Source organism: Thermococcus camini (assembly GCF_904067545.1).
GTDB classification, from domain to species: domain Archaea; phylum Methanobacteriota_B; class Thermococci; order Thermococcales; family Thermococcaceae; genus Thermococcus; species Thermococcus camini.
Window position 1 is genome coordinate 1,301,540 of record NZ_LR881183.1, and the last position, 18,993, is coordinate 1,320,532.

The 18,993-nt window shown below is 55.3% G+C and carries 19 protein-coding genes; 3 read left to right on the top strand and 16 right to left on the bottom strand.

Features of this window, described 5'->3' with window-relative positions; translation table 11 throughout:
- Positions 1-6: 6 nt before the first annotated feature.
- Complete coding sequence (gene infB, locus TIRI35C_RS07010; protein WP_188202288.1) at positions 7-1,800, bottom strand: translation initiation factor IF-2; 1,794 nt, start codon at positions 1,798-1,800, stop codon at positions 7-9.
- Positions 1,801-1,895: 95 nt separating this feature from the next.
- Between infB and TIRI35C_RS07015 the strand changes: the two genes are divergently transcribed.
- Positions 1,896-2,768 carry a hypothetical protein gene (locus tag TIRI35C_RS07015; RefSeq protein ID WP_188202289.1) on the top strand — a complete coding sequence of 291 codons (873 nt, stop codon included), beginning with the start codon at positions 1,896-1,898 and terminating at the stop codon, positions 2,766-2,768.
- An 8-nt stretch (positions 2,769-2,776) separates the two neighbouring features.
- Here TIRI35C_RS07015 and ndk read toward each other — a convergent pair whose 3' ends face one another.
- The 8 genes from ndk to TIRI35C_RS07055 form a co-directional block, all read right to left on the bottom strand.
- The gene (gene ndk, locus TIRI35C_RS07020) at positions 2,777-3,301 is read right to left on the bottom strand and encodes a nucleoside-diphosphate kinase (protein ID WP_188203108.1); all 525 of its coding nucleotides are present in this window, start codon (positions 3,299-3,301) and stop codon (positions 2,777-2,779) included.
- Positions 3,302-3,412: 111 nt separating this feature from the next.
- Complete coding sequence (locus TIRI35C_RS07025) at positions 3,413-4,294, bottom strand: hypothetical protein (protein ID WP_188202290.1); 882 nt, start codon at positions 4,292-4,294, stop codon at positions 3,413-3,415.
- A 123-nt stretch (positions 4,295-4,417) separates the two neighbouring features.
- Positions 4,418-4,624, bottom strand: a complete 207-nt coding sequence (locus tag TIRI35C_RS07030; RefSeq protein ID WP_014011630.1) for a 50S ribosomal protein L24e — start codon at positions 4,622-4,624, stop codon at positions 4,418-4,420.
- Positions 4,625-4,629: 5 nt separating this feature from the next.
- The gene (locus TIRI35C_RS07035) at positions 4,630-4,842 is read right to left on the bottom strand and encodes a 30S ribosomal protein S28e (RefSeq protein ID WP_014011629.1); all 213 of its coding nucleotides are present in this window, start codon (positions 4,840-4,842) and stop codon (positions 4,630-4,632) included.
- Between the two features lie 75 nt (positions 4,843-4,917).
- On the bottom strand, positions 4,918-5,289 hold the full coding sequence (gene rpl7ae / locus TIRI35C_RS07040) for a 50S ribosomal protein L7Ae (RefSeq protein WP_058939102.1): 372 nt from the start codon (positions 5,287-5,289) through the stop codon (positions 4,918-4,920).
- A 152-nt stretch (positions 5,290-5,441) separates the two neighbouring features.
- Entirely contained in the window at positions 5,442-6,056 is a 615-nt protein-coding gene (locus TIRI35C_RS07045) for an HVO_0476 family zinc finger protein (RefSeq protein ID WP_188203109.1), read from the bottom strand.
- Positions 6,057-6,101: 45 nt separating this feature from the next.
- Positions 6,102-7,055, bottom strand: coding sequence for a helix-turn-helix transcriptional regulator (locus tag TIRI35C_RS07050; protein WP_188202291.1), 954 nt, complete (start codon positions 7,053-7,055; stop codon positions 6,102-6,104).
- Positions 7,007-8,896 carry a phosphoadenosine phosphosulfate reductase domain-containing protein gene (locus TIRI35C_RS07055; RefSeq protein ID WP_188202292.1) on the bottom strand — a complete coding sequence of 630 codons (1,890 nt, stop codon included), beginning with the start codon at positions 8,894-8,896 and terminating at the stop codon, positions 7,007-7,009. The genes TIRI35C_RS07050 and TIRI35C_RS07055 overlap by 49 nt, the downstream gene beginning before the upstream one ends.
- 357 nt (positions 8,897-9,253) lie before the next feature.
- On the opposite strand from TIRI35C_RS07055, the gene TIRI35C_RS07060 reads away from it, so the two are divergent.
- Both TIRI35C_RS07060 and TIRI35C_RS07065 read left to right on the top strand, forming a co-directional pair.
- On the top strand, positions 9,254-10,222 hold the full coding sequence (locus TIRI35C_RS07060; protein ID WP_188203110.1) for an SPFH domain-containing protein: 969 nt from the start codon (positions 9,254-9,256) through the stop codon (positions 10,220-10,222).
- An 18-nt stretch (positions 10,223-10,240) separates the two neighbouring features.
- Positions 10,241-10,660: an NfeD family protein gene (locus TIRI35C_RS07065; protein ID WP_188203111.1), complete on the top strand. Its 420-nt coding sequence runs from the start codon at positions 10,241-10,243 to the stop codon at positions 10,658-10,660.
- Here TIRI35C_RS07065 and TIRI35C_RS07070 read toward each other — a convergent pair.
- The 7 genes from TIRI35C_RS07070 to TIRI35C_RS07100 form a co-directional block, all read right to left on the bottom strand.
- Positions 10,641-11,903 carry an amidohydrolase gene (locus tag TIRI35C_RS07070; RefSeq protein WP_188202293.1) on the bottom strand — a complete coding sequence of 421 codons (1,263 nt, stop codon included), beginning with the start codon at positions 11,901-11,903 and terminating at the stop codon, positions 10,641-10,643. The genes TIRI35C_RS07065 and TIRI35C_RS07070 overlap by 20 nt on opposite strands.
- A gap of 91 nt (positions 11,904-11,994) precedes the next feature.
- Complete coding sequence (locus TIRI35C_RS07075) at positions 11,995-13,971, bottom strand: hypothetical protein (protein WP_188202294.1); 1,977 nt, start codon at positions 13,969-13,971, stop codon at positions 11,995-11,997.
- A complete protein-coding gene (flaJ, locus tag TIRI35C_RS07080) occupies positions 13,968-15,686 on the bottom strand; it encodes an archaellar assembly protein FlaJ (RefSeq protein ID WP_188202295.1) in 1,719 nt (572 codons plus the stop codon). Before flaJ ends, TIRI35C_RS07075 begins: the two co-directional genes overlap by 4 nt.
- Before the next feature lie 10 nt (positions 15,687-15,696).
- Positions 15,697-17,325, bottom strand: a complete 1,629-nt coding sequence (locus TIRI35C_RS07085) for a type II/IV secretion system ATPase subunit (protein WP_188202296.1) — start codon at positions 17,323-17,325, stop codon at positions 15,697-15,699.
- 1 nt (position 17,326) lies between these two features.
- Complete coding sequence (locus tag TIRI35C_RS07090; RefSeq protein ID WP_188203112.1) at positions 17,327-18,022, bottom strand: ATPase domain-containing protein; 696 nt, start codon at positions 18,020-18,022, stop codon at positions 17,327-17,329.
- Positions 18,023-18,027: 5 nt separating this feature from the next.
- On the bottom strand, positions 18,028-18,477 hold the full coding sequence (locus TIRI35C_RS07095) for a flagellar protein G (protein ID WP_394354773.1): 450 nt from the start codon (positions 18,475-18,477) through the stop codon (positions 18,028-18,030).
- Positions 18,477-18,986, bottom strand: a complete 510-nt coding sequence (locus TIRI35C_RS07100) for a hypothetical protein (protein ID WP_188202297.1) — start codon at positions 18,984-18,986, stop codon at positions 18,477-18,479. The genes TIRI35C_RS07095 and TIRI35C_RS07100 overlap by 1 nt, the downstream gene beginning before the upstream one ends.
- Positions 18,987-18,993: the final 7 nt, after the last annotated feature.

Sequence of the window (18,993 nt, forward strand, 5' to 3'; positions counted from 1 at the left end):
ACTAACTCAAACCGCCTTCCAGAACGGGTCCTGCTGTGCTTTGACCTTGGCGGTCATCTTTAGGGCCCTTATGTCCGTCTCGTCCAGTTCGTTCTTGAGCTGCTTGGCGAGGATTATTACATCGTTCTTGCTCAGGTCAACGTAGAGCGTCTCTCCCGGGTGGATGTGCCTGCCGACGATGGCCCCTTCGATGGCTATCGCCACAGCGTCGCCCTTCTTGGCCTCCTGGACGAAGTCGTTCTTGTTCTTGATGGACTTGATGACTCCAACCTTCTGGCCGTTCTGCTTGATGAGTGCCACTCCGGGCCTTATGCGGCCCTCCACGACCTCGACGCCCACTATCGCAGGGTGGCTCCTCCTGAAGACGTACCTCTCGTCCGGGTAGAGCCTTATGACGCCTGGGAAGGTGACCTTGCTGAGGAGTTCGCGCTTCTTCTTCTCCTCCTCCGCCCTGATCCACTCCTCGTAGTCCTCGATGAGCTTGTAGATGATGTTGCCGGTGAATATCGGAATACTCCTGGCCTTGGCGACCTCTTCGGCGTCCTCGTTCACCCTAACGTTGAAGCCCAGAACGACGCCGTACTTCTCTTCCTCCTCGCGGACGCTCAAAGCCTCCATTACGTCGGTCTTGCTGATGTTCCCAACGTCGGCCTTCCTTATCGGTATGCCCTTCTCGTTGAGCTCCTTGCTGAGGGCCTCAAGGCTTCCCAGGGTATCGGCCTTGACTATGACACCGACTTTGCCAGTGCTTATGACGACGCTCTGTATCTGGCTCAGAATCTCCTGCCTGGCCTTCTCGACTTCTTCCTCCGAGCGGGCCGCTATAACCGGCGAGCCGGCTAAAGCCTCCTCAAGTCCGGGGGCGGCTATCTTTATACCCGCGGCAGCTGCCACCTCGTCAACCTGGTCGAAGCGGAACCTCGGGTCGCGTATCTCATCGAGGGGCTTCGGCTTGAGGAGCGCGCGGATTTTCGTCACTATCGCCTTGTCCTTGCCGCCAACCACTATCGTGTCGTCCTTGTGGAGCGTTCCGTCGTAGATTATGACATCTATCGTTGTTCCGAGGCCGAGTTCCTCCCTAACCTCAAGGATTGTGCCGCGCGCCGGCCCTTCAACTTCAATCTTGAGCTTCTCCTCAAGGTACTTCTGGCTCAGGCCGGCTATGAGGACGAGCAGCTCGGGAACGCCTATGCCGTACTTGGCGGAGATTGGAACTATCGCAAGCTCTCTCGTAAAGTCCTGGACGCGGTCAAAGCGGTTTGCCTGGAATCCCATCTCGTAGAACTTGCCTATCAGCTCCCAGAGCTTGGTTTCAAGCTCTTGCTGGGCCCTCTGATCCTGCTTCTTGATGTTGACGAGGAACGGCTCGTCCTCCTCCACCTTCCAGCCCTTTATCCTGTCTATCTTGTTTGCCGCAACTATGAACGGCGTTCTGTTCCTCCTGAGGATTTCAATGCTCTCTATCGTCTGCGGCTGGAAGCCCTCGTTGATGTCCACGATGAGGACGGCCAGGTCGGCCAGGCTTCCTCCCCTCGCGCGCAGACTCGTAAAGGCCTCGTGGCCGGGAGTGTCGATGAATAGTAAACCGGGGAGCCTTATCTCGCCCTTCCAGAGCTGGATGAGCGGACCGGCGAGCTGCTTTATGGTGTCAATGGGAACCTCCGTCGCGCCTATGTGCTGGGTTATCCCACCGGCCTCTTTACTTGCAACATTAGTATTTCTTATCCTGTCAAGCAAAGTAGTTTTGCCGTGGTCAACATGTCCGAGAACAGCTATGATCGGCTGCCTAATCTTCTTCATATCCCTCACCCCTGAGCTTAACTCCGGCGTGGCCTTTTAAAGGTTCGCCGGCGGAAGGATTAAAAACTTCACTCGTAAGTTTGCACGGTGGTGGAATGATAGCGCTCGCACTCGGGTTAATTGTCTGCCTGGGAACGGCCCTCGTACTCGGGAAGCTGAAGGGAAGGAGCTATGAGCTAACGATGGCCCTTAATGTGCCTCTGCTAACGTACCTTATCGCGGACGGCCTCTACGGTGACTGGAAGGGCATAGGAAACGTTTTCTTTTCCACGCCTCTCGGAGATTTCACTCCTAGCGAAATGATAGGGATCCAGACGTTCCTGGCAGTTCTCATCATCGTTGCCCACCTCGGGCTCAGAGGCAGGAATTCCCTGACGGTGGACGAGTTTTCCAGCATCCCCCCAATGTTCTGGGTGGATTTTGGAACAGGAATAGCGCTCGCATCGAGCGCACTTCCTGTGCTGGCATTACCGGGCCTGGTGCTCTACCTGGCCCTTGCCCTGCTCTCCGAAAAGAACCCGCTGGGCTGGTTAAGCGCTGAACCCTGCCATGGGGAACTCGGGGAATTCGCGGTGGAGCTAGGCCTTAAATGCCTAACAGATGAGGAAAGCCTTTCAATATACAGGCTCAAGGGGCACATCATAGTGGGCGGAAAAGCCCGTCGCGATTTCCCCCGCTGGAGAGAGGTGGTAAAGTGTCTCTCCGAACTTCCAGAAACTGGAAGGTTCCGCCTTCTCCCCTATCTGGTGGGCCTCATTCCCCTTCCGGTCGGGATAATCCTCGGGGAGGGCTTCGTAACCGCGCTGATTCTCGTTCCTCTGATGTTGCTCCTGTACTTGGGCACCTTAATCGCTACGGTCAGAAGAACGCGCTCGCTCCTCCCCGAATCGTGCTGGGAGGTTATGGATGAATACGTAGAGTTCGTTAGAAGGAACCAGAAGGGAAAAGGAGGTTTCGTGATAGGCTAACATTTCTTTCAGCGCTCAAGGCAGTCCATGCTGTCGAGGTATTCCCTCTTTGCCCTGGCGTGCGTGTGGTAGAACCAGTCCGCGGCTTTGCAGTACCTGTAGAGCTCATCCGGCTTGAAGTAGAGGTTTATCTCCCTCTCGGCACTCTCAGGGCTGTCGGAGGCGTGGATTATGTTGTATATCGAGTCGCCAATGTCGAGGCCGTAGTCGCCCCTTATACTTCCGGGCTCGGCGTCCTTCGGGTCGGTGGCGCCGGCCATCTTCCGGACGACGCTTATGGCGTACCTGCCCTCGACGACCATGACGACGCTCGGGGCCTTGGTGATGTAGTCGATGAGCGGCTCGAAGAAGGGCTTTCCTTTGTGCTCCTCGTAGTGCTTCTCCGCCAGCTCACGGTCGATCCATATCATCTTCATCCCGACGATTTTAAGTCCGCGCTTCTCGAAGCGGCCGATTATTTCACCCACGAGACCCCTTACAACGGCATCGGGCTTGAGTATAACGAGTGTTCTTTCTATCTTCTTCTCCGCCATCGGCAACACCAGAAGAGCTTAGCATGAAGTGTTAAATGCGTTTTGGTCATAAATATTCCACGTAATGGAGCCGCTGATAAGGATAGAAGCTAAAAGAAAGTTTTTCAGAAATTAACACCATGGCCCACCAATCCACTTATTGCCCCAACTATCACCATCAACATTTGTCCAGGCATCCACAAAAACTCTGGGATGTGCATCCCAGTGAGTAGCAACTGGAGATAATAGGTCCCAGAACATATAACTGGCATCTGCATAAACTCCAGCAGAAACCGTGCCAACTCCACTGGTATGGGAGCTGAATGAACACTTGATAACTCCCAATACCTGATAGTCATATGAAAGATCATCAACACCGAGAATCCTGTTGCCGTAGTCTACATAGAACTTTCCTTTTGCTACGGTTTTTGTGGTCAAGGAGTCTTCCCCCGTAATGGGATTTTCGAGATACCACTCGTAGGACTGCCATGCGGTTATGATGTATACTGAGCTTAAAATTCCAGGATCAGTCGCCTGAAGTTTCTCCGTATGGAATGTCTCAACGAGTTTTACCCTATTTCCAAAAGCCCATCCGACATACTTAGACTCCCTGCGAGTGGTATTCTCCAGAAGTTTAAACCTGACGGTGCCAACATTTAGGAGCCGGTTAGAGTTTTTGTCCCATTGTGCGTACCATACATTGTCAGTATCCTTGTCTACGAACAGGGAGTACATAATCCCTTTCTTTTCAAAAACCAGCGTGCCTATGTGTACAGTGTCTTCGGGTATTTTCGGGTTAAGTTGTTGAAGCTGAGTGACCAATTCACTCGGGATCTCTGTAAGAACGGGTCTAGGACTCCAGTTAAGCGGACCCTGTATCTCAAATCCCATTGAAGACTTGGGGGTGAGAAGCTCTCTGCCACGGTTGTTCTCTGGACTATCTGTATTGGCATACACCAATAGCAAATTCCCTAAAATCACTCCAACTAAAAACCACGTTATGGCCTTCTTCATCTGTCCCCCCAAGTAGTTGTCAAAAGTAATTATGCACCTATCATATTTAAGGCCTTTGTCATTCAAACTCTTGAGATTAGCAAAAAAGTACGCTGGGTTAAAATTACTAAGAAAAGAAAGAAATCACTTCCTCCTCTTGGCCCTCTGAAGGCGGGCCTCCTCGAAGGCCTTGGTCCACTTGAGCTTTCTTGGATTGCGCCCCATGAAGTAGTACTTCTCGCACTTGCTGGAGCAGAAGAACAGGACTCTGCCGTCGTTCCTGACGTACATCTTGCCGGTTCCCGGCTCGAACTCCTTTCCACAGTAGGAGCAGACGTTCCACCTGGCCATCGTGATTACCTCCTGGTCCTGATCTCCCTGGCTTCACGCTCGGTCTCCCTGAGGATGACTATGTCGCCGACGCGGACCGGGCCCTTGATGTTTCTCCTGATGACACGGCCCTTGTCGCGGCCCTCAAGAACCCTAACCTTGACCTGGGTAACGCCACCGGTGACGCCGGCCCTGGCGACTATCTCAATAACCTCAGCCGGGTATCCTTCGTCGCTCATTTCTCACACCCCTTAACCTAAAAATCCCTCGCACGGATGAACTTAAACCTTTCCGTGAATGAAGGGAAAAGGAGCTCACTTCATGAGCTCCCTGACCTTCATAGCGATGTCCTCAACGAGCTCGCGGCCCTTGCCTGGCTCAACGATGGCTATGCTAGCCGACGGGACCTCAAGCCCGGCAGCGGCGCCGAGCTCCTTCTTGCTCGGAACGTAAATGTACGGAATCTCCTTCTCCTCGCACAGCGGCGGGAGGTGGGCAACGATCTCCTCAGGGTCAACGTCCTCAGCGATGACAACGAGCTTGGCCTGGCCCCTCTCAACGGCCTTGGTCGTCTCGTTGGTACCCTTTCTTATCCTTCCGGTGTCGCGAGCGAGCTCAACAGCTTCGAGAGCCTTCTCAGCAAGCTCAGCCGGAACCTCAAACTTGACGTAGCTTGGCTTAGCCATTTTTCATCCCTCCGGAATCCTCATCGTTCATCGAGTTGTGCATGCTCGATTCTGGGGGAGGCTTTAAAAGGATTTCGATATCAGCAGCGGCCAAGCTCTTCATTCCCCGACGGGTCAGAAAAGGAAAGACAGCCTCATCATCTCCGGTGTTCTCACCGGGATTCCCTGCCGTAGCCCCTGTATATCTCCAGGCTCCTCCTTGCGCGGGCGCGGGGAATCGAGTGGCCCATAATGGAGACGATTTTGTCGGCCCTCGCCTTTCCATGGCGGAGCATCTTGGTTTCCGTTTTAATCTTCTCGATCCGGAAGGTGTAGCCGCCGACCTCCAGAACCTCGCCGACGACGAACTCCTCGTCCCTGCCGACTTTGACCCTGAAGGCCTGGGTTACACCCTTCGGCAGGTATATTGACACCTTGATGACCTTTGGGTAGGTGAGGCTCTCGCCCCAGAGGGTCTTTATCTCCCCTATCATGCCCTTGTTGACCCTTTTCTCCCCTTCGAGCTCTATTCCAGTAATCCTGACCTCGTCGTCTTCGGTCTCGACGATGTCGCCGACCTTTATCTCCTCACCCTCCGGTAGCTCGACAAAGGTCCTGAAGCTCCTCTCGTGTTTGCTGACGATCAGGGGCACCTTGATGAGCTTTGGAAGGGTGACGTGCCAGATGTTGCTACACTCATTGCACTTCAGAGTAAGCTCTCTCCCCCTCTCCCTGATTACCTCGACGTCATCGCTACCGCATTCCGGACAGATGAAGTACTCCTCCATGTCTCTCACCAGAGGAAAGAATAGGGGAGGCGTTTATAAAGGTACTCACTCCTTCAGAAAAACCCGGTAGGTTCTCCCTTCCTTCACGCGGGTTATCAGCCCCTTCTCCTCCATCTCGCGGAGGATTATGCTGACCTTCGCCTTTGAAACACCGAGCTTATCGGTGAGTTCGCTCTGAAGAACCGGGCCCTCCCTCAGCAGGGCGAGTATCTTCTCCTCGTCGCTCCGCAGGTGCACCTTTTCCTCCTCGCGCTTCCTCTCACGGTAGAGGGCGTAGCCGTAAACGCTCCCCCCTCCGATGAGGAGGCCGATGATGAAAACACCGACGTAGATCCACGGTGAGGGCGGCCTTGGAACGGTTATCTCGCCCGAAAAGCCGACTATGAAGTAGAACTCATCGCCAGCGCGGAGGTCGCGGCGCGTCCACTCAAGCAGAAGCCGGCTTGTGGAGCTCTCGACCCTGTCCGGTGACGGGATTATCGGAGAGAGTACCGCGTAGCCCCTGGGGACGATCAGCTGCATGTGGAAGAGACCCACCGGCTGGCTGAAGCGTATGTAATAGGTGAACTGGTTCTTCCCTTCGTCCTCGGTTATCATGCCCCTGGTCGTGAAAGTCAGCCGTATCCTCGCGCTCTCGCCCGGACCAAGGGTTTGGAAATACATGTAGATTGCGTTCGTTCCCCCCAGGACCTCCCGGACCGTCACGTTTACCGGTTTCACGCCGCTCGGAAGATCCAGAACGGCCCGCGGATCCTCCACGGGGTAGTCTGTGTAGATAACGTACCCGCTGAGGTTTGTGTGGGAAGTTAAATCGATCTCAATCGTCTCTTCCACCTGGCTGGGGGTAACCACGTCGAAATAGACCGCGTAGGCGTTTATCTCGTAGTCGTACTCCCCCGCACCCACAATCGGAAGAAAAAGGAGGACGAGAAGAGAAAGGACTAGCCCGATTAGAGCTGACTTCCTTCCTCGGGGTTTTTGATTTTTAACAGCGGGCATACGTCCATACACTCCCTGCAGTGGGTGCAGAGCTCGGGGTTCACGAGGATTTTCTTGCTCCTAGGGTCTATGCTGAGGGCATTCTCGGGGCACTTGCCGACGCAGACGCCGCAGCCGACGCACTCGTAGGCCCTCTTGACGAGGTAATAGGCCTGCACTCCCTCGTTGAAGTCGCTCGTGTAGGCGCCATCTGGTCTGAATGTAACTTTCCCCGCCCTTATGTAGTTTTCGCCTTCCTCGACCTCTCCTAGGATTGGAGCGACCTCTCTGATTCTTTTCAGGTTCACGACGGTGTTGAAGCGAACAGCAAAGCCGTCCTCGTTCTTCACAATCGAATACTTCACCGGCTCCCAGGAACGCTCCTCAGGAACTTCAATGCCCAACTCCCTTGCTATCGCCTTCTCGCCCCTGCTAAGCTTCTTCCACCGCCAGAAGCCGTAGGTTATCCACTCGTCGGGCATTCCAAAGCGCTTCCCCCAGACCTTGAGCTCGTTCTCCCACCTAGCCCACAGTTCGGGCTTCTCCTCCTTGAGAGTGTAGATTTCCGCCAGGGAGGCGCTCGGACAGAGGAAGCAGCCTATCCTGTCAAGCCTGTCCTCGTAAAGCGGGTTGTATTTCAGCTTCCTGCTGAAGATGTAGAGCCAGACCTCCAGCGCGCGCCAGTGGAATATCGGCGATGCCCCCCTCTCGTTCGGCACCCAGGGGTTCTTCCATATCCTAGGCTGCTTGAAGCGTTTTATGCTCTCGTACTTCCTCTGACCGACGAACATGAGCACTCCTTCGGGGTAGTTTTCCTTTATTGCCATCGTTATCGGGCCGAGCTTCGTCACCTTACAGCACCAGCGGTAGTCTCTACCAGGTGGGGAAAAGACGTGAAGGGCGCGCCAGAACGCATCGCCGGCGTCGGCAACGATGAACTTTATGCCCTTCGGCTCAAGCTCCCTCCTCAGCTCCTCGACGTATTCGAGAGTTTCAGGAAACTCTATGCCGGTGTTGTTGAAGAAGACGGTGAAGCCCTCGTCGAACTCCTCAAGAGCGAGACCAAGGACGGCCAGGCTGTCCTTGCCGCCGGAGAAGGCCACCGCAACCGGAAGGTCGGAGTACTTAACGGCAACCTTCCTCATGAAGCGCCTCGCTTCCATCACCTTCCTCTCAAGCTCGATGGAGTTGGCCCTCAGCACATCTTCCATCGTGGCTTTCCTTCCCTCGCGGTAGTTGATGGTCTTCTGTCGTCTCACCTTGACACCGGTCCCGCGCTCCTTGCTGGCTAAGGCTTCGTAGTCCTTCTTCGCTATGCCGGTAGCGATAACCTCACCGCTCTCGGAGACGAGGATTACACCGTCGTTTCTCCTTATGCTCCCCTCGGCTTCGATTATGCCGACCGGCAGGAGGTTGGAGCCGTTGAGTATTGGCTCTATGGCTCCCTCATCGACGATTATCCACTTCCTCATTGACTTTCCAAAGCGCTTCCAGAGAGCCATAGCTCCCTCGACCTTTAAGCCGGGCTTCCAGCGAAGCTCCAGCGGGTCGAAGCGTATCCAGCCGAAGACGTAGCCGTCGAGGATTATCTCGTAGGAGTCGTCCTCTCCGGGCGTCTTGTTGAGGAGGACGATTTTACCATCAAAGAGTTTACCAATGTCAACGCCGTAGTGCTCCCTGAAGACCGAGCGTATGAACTCGATGTCCTTCTCAAAGGCGAATCTCAAATCGCCGGGAGGCGTGATGTTGAGCTTAAACACGCTCTCCTCCCCGTGAACGGCACAGCTGTCACCGATGAGCGGGACGTTGCACTTCTCGCACCAGTTTATGTAAGCCTTACCGAGGAAGACCGGCCTTCCCATTTTCTCCCACCGCGCTTAGAAGGGAACGGGGGTTTATAAAGGCGATTGGTCGGTCTTGCGGAACGCCGTTCGGCAAGGGTTTATAAAGACGTGCCGAATACGAATCGACAATGGTTTATAAACCCCTGCTGTCGACCGGTAGGGAGGACCAACATGACATTTTTCTTTTGAAAGCCTTGCCGTTCACGGCAGGGGAAGGTTAGACTAGACATCATCGCTCGATTGTACGATCCGAGAGCTTTCTTACCCTGCCGGGTGAACCTGTCACAGATTATCTCTTTGTCCCGTTGACATAATAGAAACCCTTATAAGAACTTCAATCCACTTAAGTTTGAAAAATCACTGGAGGCGATGGTAATGGCAGCCTTTGCCGGTGCCGCGTTGATAATACTGGGAGTTTTTCTTTTGGTAATGCTCCTGCTGAGCGTAAAGGTTATCCGCCCGTACCAGAAAGGACTCGTTGAAAGGCTCGGAAAGTTCAACAGGATTTTAGAGCCAGGGATACACTTCATAATCCCCTTCATGGAGCGCGTCAAGGTCGTGGACATGCGCGAGCACGTCGTCGATGTGCCGCCGCAGGAGGTCATCTGTAAGGACAACGTCGTCGTCACCGTCGATGCCGTTGTTTACTACCAGATCCTCGACCCCGTAAAGGTCATCTACAACGTCAGCAACTTCCTGATGGCCATAATCAAGCTCGCCCAGACCAACCTCCGTGCCATCATAGGTGAGATGGAGCTCGACGAGACGCTGAGCGGAAGGGACATAATCAACGCCAAACTGAGGGAAGAGCTCGACAAGATAACCGACCGCTGGGGCGTCAAGATTACGCGCGTCGAGATACAGCGCATAGACCCGCCCAAGGACATTCAGGACGCGATGGCCAAGCAGATGACGGCCGAGCGTGAAAAGAGGGCCATGATACTTATAGCCGAAGGTAAGAAGGAGGCCGCCATTAAGGAAGCGGAGGGACAGAAGCAAGCTGCCATACTCAAGGCGGAGGGTGAGAAGCAGAGGCAGATACTCGTGGCGGAGGGCCAGGCCGAGGCGATAAGGAAGGTTCTCGAAGCTCTGAGCCAGGCAGACGAGAAGTACCTCACGCTCCAGTACATCGAGAAGATGCCCGAGCTTGCAAAGTACGGCAACCTAATAGTGCCCTACGACACGGAAGCTCTCATCGGCCTGCTGAGGATACTCCAGAAGGTGAAGGACGTTCCGATACCAGAGCCACCGAAGCCCCCGAAGGGAGACAACCCGGGGAATGAGGGCGTATCGACCAATCCCTCAGAAGACGAGCTGAAAAAGCTTAAGAACCTGATGGAGTGATTTAGACCGGTGGTGAGGATGGATATCCTTCCAATTTCCCTTTTGATTCTTGGACTGCTCGTGATAGTCCTCGACATGATGGTGGCCGCGTTCATAACACCCATTGGAACAGCCATGGTCGTCATGGGGGTTCTGCTCGGATTCGGCGTCGGATTCACCGAGAGCTTTGTCCTGGCCCTCGTAGCTGCAGTTGTGGCTTACATCCTCGTTGGCAGGTACATAAAGAGGGACGTCCGGGATGCCGGAAAGGGCAAGTACACCTTCGACCTGAAGGGCAAGCGCGGAAGGATCGTCGAGATAGGCAGAGAGCACTACATAGTCGAGCTTGAGGGGGACAGATGGATAGCCCTGGCCGAGGGGGACGAAAAGCTGAAAATAGGCGAAACTGTCGAAGTCGTTGACGTTGACGGAGTCAAGCTCATCGTCCGGAAGGCCTGAGCTCTTCCCACAGTTCCTCCAGTGTTTTTCCCAGCCTCAGCAGCATCCCGTTTTTGTAAACTACCTCTCCGTTCACCATCACCAGCTCGACGTCACTGCCTCTTGTGGAGTAAACGATGTGTGAGTAAGGGTTCTCACCCGGCAGGAACCGGGGCTTTCTTGCGTTTATCAGCACGAGGTCAGCAAGATAGCCAGGTTTTATCAGGCCCGCCTTCAGCTTCAGAGCTCTGGCACCGCCGAGGCTCGCCCAGCGGAAGACTTCCTTAGCTGGAGCAACGTCAGTCCTCTTCCTCCAGACCTTATTCAGAACCGCCGCGAAGCGCATCTCCTCAAAGGGGTCCATCATTCCAACAGGGTTCGGGGAGTCGTTGCCGAGGGCTATGTTGGCACCCCTTTCAGCCAGCTCGATTATTGGTGCTATCCTCGCCTCAAGCTTCGCCATGCTCAGAGAGCAATGGACGAGCGTCGCACCGCTTTTCGCGTAGAGGGAAACCTCGGAATCGCTCAGGTAGATGCCGTGGACGCCGACAAGGTCGTCCCCAAGCACGCCGGCCCTTTCGAGGTATTCAACGGGAGAGAGACCGTAGCGCCGCTTGACCTCCAGCACTTCGCCCCTGCTCTGGGAGATGTGGACGTGGATGAGCGCGTTTCTTTCCCTGGCGAATTCGCCGATTTCCCCCATCAGCTCAAGGGAAACGGTGTTGGTTGCGTGTGGAGCAAGGACAGGAGTTACGAGCTCATCCTTTCCTGCCCATTTCTTGAAGAACCTGAAGCCCTCCTCCGGCTCGGCTATAGGGAAGTCAATCGTGTCCATAACGGTCTGGCCGATAAAGGCCCTGATTCCAAGCTCCTTAGCCACCTCCGCTATCTCGCCGGCGAAGAAGTAGTGGTCGTTTATCGCCGTCGAACCGTTTGCCAGGGCCTCGGCCATTCCGAGGAGTGCCCAGCGGCGTATCTCTTCCCTCGTCCACTCCAGCTCCGCGGGCCAGATAACATCGTTAAGCCACCGCTCGATGGGAAAATCTTCGCCGAGTCCCCTAAAGCGGGCCATTGCCACGTGGGTGTGGGTATTGACCAGGCCTGGCAGAATTATGTAGCCGTCTCCCCCGTAAACTTCATCGACGGCGTATTCACCGACCCTTTCCCGGGGGACGACGTCCCGGATGAACCCGTTTTCCACTATGACCGCGACGTTCTCTCTGGCCGATCCGCAGTCAACGGCGGTTCCAACCAATGCTCTCATAGGCTCACCGGGGGAAGTTGATTCACGGAAATTATAAGGTTTCACGTTACATCTTTCTTTTTGAAAGCCTCGCCCTTCAGGCAAGGAGGAGTCAGCTCTCCTCCAGTCTGGCCGCTATCCACGCAAGGAGGAGTATAAAAACCATTCCGGCGACAAAGGAACCGGCCGCGTATGGGAGCTTCCTCCCCTGGGATATCCCGGTTTTTGCATCATCCCCACAGGTGGTGTTTGAGGCAACCTGAACAGTTACCACTTTGGTAACCACCTCCGGCTCACAGGTCGTGTTGGTGCCGTTTCCGAACGTCGTTGCGTTCCCTGGGGCAGGGGGTGTGGGGACATCCTCCGCAGTATCGGCACTGGAGGTGGGCTGCGGCCCCACGACTATTCGGGTCGAGTTGTAGAACACATGACCAGCACTCTCAACGCCGGCGGTTATCGTGTACTCCCCCGGGGCCAGGGGGACTATCTCCATTGAGTACGTCCTGCTTTCCCCGGCGCCAAGACTGTCGCTTCCCCCCAACCACTTCCCGTTAATCGTGAAGTTCCTGGCGATGGCGGCGAAGTCTTCGGGCAGGGCAACTGTGATGTTGAAGGGCAGACCCGTGTTGCCCGTGTTCGTCACGGTGATGTTCAAAGGGATACCAGTCCCGACGGTTCCGTTTAGCGCCTTCACCGCGACCGCGTATTTAACCTCAGCATTCCCTACGTGCACAACCCTCCTCTCCGAGGTGAACGTCATATCTACCATCCCGTAACAGGAGAGGTCGTAGGGTGCGTGCCCGACGATGGCCACGTCGCCAAGGGTGAGGTTGCCCGCCTTCACCGGAACGATGGTCATGGAAAACTCAACCCTGCCCCCTTTCGGGATGGTCGGGATGTATTCCGGATAGTCACCGAGGATTCTAAAGCCCGACGTGAAGTTCGGGATCACCTCAATGTACCTTACCTCCCCGGGGCCGGTGTTCGTTATCACGACCCTCGCCTCGAAGGGTTGCAGCTGTGTTGCATTGTCGGGCGCGTCGAGGGAGACGTTAAGCATGGCCGCATCGCCGGGCTCAGGAACATCTGCGTCGTTGAGGAAGGCAACGATGCGGAGCTCCCGCGTGCCCCCGCTCGGTTTGGTGCCCGTTGCGCCCAGAAGGAGGCCGCCATAGTATATCCCGGACGAAACGTTGCCTGCGTAAACGAAGCCTGAGCGCAGAACCCTGCCGCAGGGGTTTCTTATCGAGACGTATCCACCGTCATCGAGCACTTTCTCCACGCGGATGATGTACGGACCGAGCTTTTCCGTCTTGCCCTCACTGAGCCAGCCCTCAAAGGACGGAAGGACGTCCACATCGAGATAAGCGCCCCTGAGCCTTAAGTGCACCTTCAAATACTCGGAGCCCACGAGGTCGCCCACGTTTATTACCAATCCATCCACTTCTATCGTGTCCCCTGGTTCTGCCAGATACCTCTTCTTGTTTACAAAAACCTCAACGATCTCCTCAAGCTCACCTCCCCGCGAGGTCACGGTGTAGTTGCCGAATTCCACGAACCATCCTCCCACCCGAAGGGCCCTGCCCCTCCTGAGATAGCCGTCAAAGAGAACCGGCATCGGGGTGGCGGATATCCGGAGGTTCCCGATGGACGCGTCTTTGCCCCCTGTAAGGGCGAGTTCGGCTGACCTGTCCCCGAGAGAAACATTCAGAGTGACCGTCTTCTCATTAACAGACTCTAAAACCATCCTGTAGCGCCCAAAAAGCAACTCTTCTCCTTCCAGGAGGTACGGGAAGCGGTAAGAGACGTTGAGATACATGGAGTCCCCTGAGTAGATGCCCCCACGAAAGTCAAACTCGCGGTCATTCCACGCGAGACTCTCCCCAACATGAAGGACACTCATACCGGTGGAATAGCCCCCCGGGTACACCAACACCGAACCGTCATCCAACGATACGTCACCAACCCGCACTTCCCCGGTCCCGGGATCTATGGTGAATGGATAGCTGAACCAGCCGGTTATTGAGGAATCCGCCGATACGCGGGGAAGAAGAAGCACAACGAAGACCAGGATAATGAGCTTTTTCACAGCATCACCCCCAGAGATCCGGTCAGGACCCCGACCAAGGAGGAGAAGGTCATCATCTTGCCCATGACCACAGTACCAAGGTACTGGCCGATGGCGGAGAGCCATACCAGCACGACGAAGTAGTAAACGGTGATTCCCACATGCCCCCCATCTGCAAACTTTATCGAAAGGGCCGAGATGAGGGAATGGACGAGGAGGATAAGTATCAAAATGTACTCCGTCAGCTCCAGTCCCGCCTTCGACGGCACGAAGATTATGCTCTGAAGGAGATCGCTCTGAATGGACAGATTGGAGAACAGCTGATTCATGTAAACGGCGACCTGGAATGCGGAGGCCACGGAGAAGGCAAATGCGCCCGTCACACCGTAGATAACACCTCTAAAGCTGGCCACGGTCTGTGCACGCTTCCGTCTGAGCCTGATGAGCCGTTCAAAATTCCGTGAGATGACCATTCCAACGTAGTCCGGCTCGGCGCCCAGCTTTATACTCTTGTTGAATATCTCCGAAAACATACCTATCAGCCAGCTTCCGGTGTCAATCGTGAAGTAGCGCCACGACCTGTCGTTACTTATCCTCATCGACACCCTGCGGTAGAGGTTTCTTATGTCCCGTGTGAGGACGCCGAAGTCGTGGGCGCTCAGATACTTGAGGACGAGCGGAAGGGCTGCCCCACTAGCCGCAAGGGAAGAGCTCAGGCTTCTCATGAAGGCGGGAAAGTTCTCATCCTTCAGAAGGATGCTTTTCTCCTCCCTATCCAGAACCTTACCCACGTACATCATAGGGGTCAGACCCACGGCGATCTGGACGAGAAGCGGGACATCAAAGCGCGGCCGCAGGAGGAGCACCACCGCGATGGAAACCACCATGCTCCCCCCAAAGGACACCATAGCGGCCTTCAGGAACCTGCCCCTCCGTTCGGGCGTCATAGCGTATTCCGCCCATATCCTGTCCTCGGGCATCTTGTATTTTATAACCAGCATTATACCGATCTCCGTTGCCAGGACGAGGACGAACATGAAAGCGCTCAGGCTGACTATATCCTGTCCGGTTAGTATCGGTCCGATGATGATGAACGTGACCATGAAAACGACGGATATGATGAGGGATGAGTACACCTCCTTGAAGACGTCGAGGTCGTAGAGGGCACCCTCGTAGAAGGTCTCGTAGTCATCCATGACGGTCTTCTGCTCCTGAAGGAGGTACTCCTTAAGGTCAACACCGCTGTCCAGGGAGTAAGCCAGCCTGTCAAGGAAGTCCGCGAAGACCTTGCTGGGCGTCCTCCTGGCAAGGAACCTCAGGGCATCTGGCATTCCCCTGTGGAGCCTGGCTATCAGGTAGTAAACCTTCTTCATGTCGCTCGCTATCGGCTCCAGAATCTTCTCGGTGGCCAGATTCCAGATGAGCTCGCTCCTGCTAACGTCACTCGTCGAGAGTACCGCAAAATACGTTGCAAAATACGGTATCTTCGAGTTTATCTGGACTTTCCTGCCGCTGACCTTGGCGTAGGGATATCCTATGGCATAGAGGAGTGGGAGGAGGGGGATGGAGTAGATGGCGAAGAGAACCGTCCTCGACAGGGACGCGAAATTCCGGAGGGCCGAGACCGCCACAAAGAGTACCACCGCCCCCACAAGACTGGGGAGAAGCACCTTTCGTAGGTACTCGCGCATGGTGACGCCCGACTGCACCAGGATTCCCGCCTTTTCCCCCACCATCCCAGTCACCTCACAGCCTGAAGCTCAGCCCCTCTATTCCCTTCTCATAGAACGCCCTTATCTCGCGGTGAACGTCATAGTAGCCGGTTATCCCCAGCTCGGCCATCCGCTTTATGATCCTGGCCCTGAGGAAGAGCTCGTTGTAGATTTCCTTGGGGTCTTCGTATCCCGCAACCTCGGCTATCTTCCTCTCGAGGATGTACGAGTTGTTCATTCCCCTGAAGATGTGCCTGTCCGTCACCGAGTCCCACTCGAAGACGTTCCTCGTCGCGACGCCACCGAGCTCCTCATAGTAGCCCTCTATTTCAACGACGCTCAGAACCCTCCTCAGGAACCTGCCGCGGACGTAGACCGCCTGCTGGAAGAGGGCTATGTTGAGGTTGTCTATGAACGTCACGGGGATGTTTATTGGCGAGCCGGTGAAGCGCTGTATCATCTTCCTGACGTCGCCCGCGTGGAACGTCGCCATGACCGGATGGCCGGTCTGCATGGCCTGAAATGCTATGGCACCCTCGGCTCCACGAATCTCGCCCACTATGATGTAGTTCGGTCTCGAACGTAGCGCCGCTTTCAGGAGGTCGAAGAGCGTAACCCTACTCTCCTCAGGGCCGCGCTCCCTTGTGGTGAGCCTCTGCCAGTTCTTGTGCGGAACGACAACCTCCGGCGTGTCCTCCGCGGTGTAGATTTTAGCGTCTGGTTTGATGAACGGGATAATTGAATTGAGCGTTGTGGTCTTTCCGCTCGCCGTCTCACCGCAGACGAAGATGCTCATGCCGTACTCAAGGGCCAGCCAGAGGTAGGCAGCCACCTCCGCCGAGAATGTGTTCCACTTGACGAGCTGGACGACGCTCAGCGGAGTCGCCGAGAACTTACGGATAGTTGCGCTCGGACCCTGGATGCTGACGTCAGGTGAGTAGATGATGTTGATACGGGAGCCATCTGGAAGAGTTCCGTCAACTATGGGGTTCTTGTCGCTGACCGGCCTTCCCATCCTCTCGCTGAGGTTCTTAAAGTAGTCCGCCAGGCGGAGGTTGTCGCCGAAGGTTATGTTGGTCTCCATCGCGTCGAATATCTTGTGGATAAGGGAGACGTAGTTGGCGCCGATGATGTGGATATCCTCGATGTAGGGGTCGCGCATGAGGGGCTCGAGGGGACCGATGCCAACGATGTCCCTCTTAAGGAGATAGCGGAACTTCATTATCTCCTGAGGGGCAAACGAGGTCTTTTTCCTGAAGGGAAGGCCCCTGGAGAGTTTTGAAACCGCATCATCAATCAGCTCATCCAGGAAGCGCTCGAACTCCTCGCTGTCCTCCGGTATCTTCCTTTGAGGGGCAAGCTCGAGAATTTTGTCCCTGAGAATCTCGTATTTCGCCTCCTCCGCAGGGCCGGATATTCTGGGTTCCACGACCAGATACCGCCTCTCGGTATGCATATCCCCGTAAATGTGAATGAATATCGGATCGCCCACAGGGTATATTATGTTGGGGTACTTGATGTCCCCCATGTCCCGGGTTATTTGCGGATGGAAATCGGGGAGCTTACCCGTTCTCTTCATAAAGCCCTCTATATACGCCTTTAAATGAGGGTTTCGGGCAACGGCCATGTCCAGAGTGTCGCTGACGTCCTTCTTAACCGGCATCTCATACCACCGCAGCTATCTCGACAATGAACCCCACCCTGGGCTCCACTCTGAACGGGATTATCTTCTGAAAGATCCCCGGGGCATTGTTGTATTTCACGATGGTTGCCGAGTTCTTCAGGTCGCCTCCGAAGACCTTCACGCTGAGTCGTATCAGCATGGTGGAGGCCTCTTCAAACACCCTCAGCGCGTCAGATCCGATGTCGGATGGATTCACCGTCAGGATTATTGCCTTTCCCAGGGCACTGACTCTCTTGAGATGGAGTGAGAACTCGCGCGCTTCATCTTCACCGATATCGGACGATAGGAGGGCCGACACGGAGTCAATTATGATCACGTCGGTTTTCCAGAGCCTCGGCTCTCCAACGAACCGGTTCAGGAATTTCTTTCTATCAGAGAGCCCAACTAGGAGGGGATAGAGTGACACAAAGAGGAGGCGTCTTTTTATCAGCTCGGGAACTATCCCGTATCCCAGGGATTCCATCTGGTTTATGAACTCCGGTGTGGTGTACTGGCTTGAGACGTAGGTAGCGCTGTGGCCGTTTTTGAGGAAGCCGTAGAGCAGCCTCTGAGAGAATATGGACTTGCCAGTCCCCCTGTCCCCCTCAACCAGGACTATGCTACCGGGGGGTATTCCCCCACCAAGACGCCTGTGAAGCTCGTCATTGGGTACCCGTATTTCAAGGAGCGACTTCATTGGCCTCACCCTATCCTAAATATAAGTGACCGCCGGTTTCCGCTCTCGGTAACGACCGTTATCCTGTGGTATCCCGATGACAGGAAGGACATGGGCACGTGTATCTCACCGACATCGTAGGGGGCCAGAATGCCCGAAGGTGTGAAGGTCAGGTTTGAGGGGGGGATTACCACGCCGTCTATCATGACGACAACCGAATTTGGGGTGAACGTGATTGGGGATTTCCCGATGTTCCTCACGTAGAACACGTACAAACCGCCCGAACTGGGTATGTTCTCAGGATCGTTTATTATCTCGAAGTTCGTTCGCAGGGCCGTGGCCACAGAACTGCCCTTCACCGCGATGCCGTCGGAGATATCCTGAGTAACCAGATAGAGTCCCCCCGCCACCATTCCCGCCACCAGCAGTGAGGTTATGAAAAGTACCAGTTCCGAAGCCACGGAGCCTGCCATCATCATCCCTCCACGGGGCAGTACCAGGCACTGCCGACCACCCTTGGTGAACCGTTGGTTCGGTTGCCGACCCACTCCCATTTGACCTTGAGGGCGCATCCCACTTCCGTGCTGATAACGAGTGAATGAACCTCCAGCTCGACTTTGGGAATGTTCTGCACCGTCACAGTCATGGAGTCCCCTGGAAGGAGGTACTCATCCCCTGATATCAGGATCGCCGAGTCGTCGAGCCGGCCGTCGTAGATGAAGGCCCATCTGGCCGGGGAGAGGGTGGTCCCCTCGTTGGTCAGGTTGAACGTCATGTCATAAACTAGCACGGTGCCATCCGTCGTGTAGTTGTACGATGACAGAGCCAGCTCGGCAGTCTTCGCACGGAGCACCATCTGGTTGTAGTCCTCGCCGGCCTCGTGGATCATGGAGTAAGCACTCTCCCCCGAGGTGTAGAGCAGCCCAAAGGAAACCAGCGCTGCCGTGACTATTACCGCAAAGGCCGCAGGAACGCTGAGTCCCATGGGGATC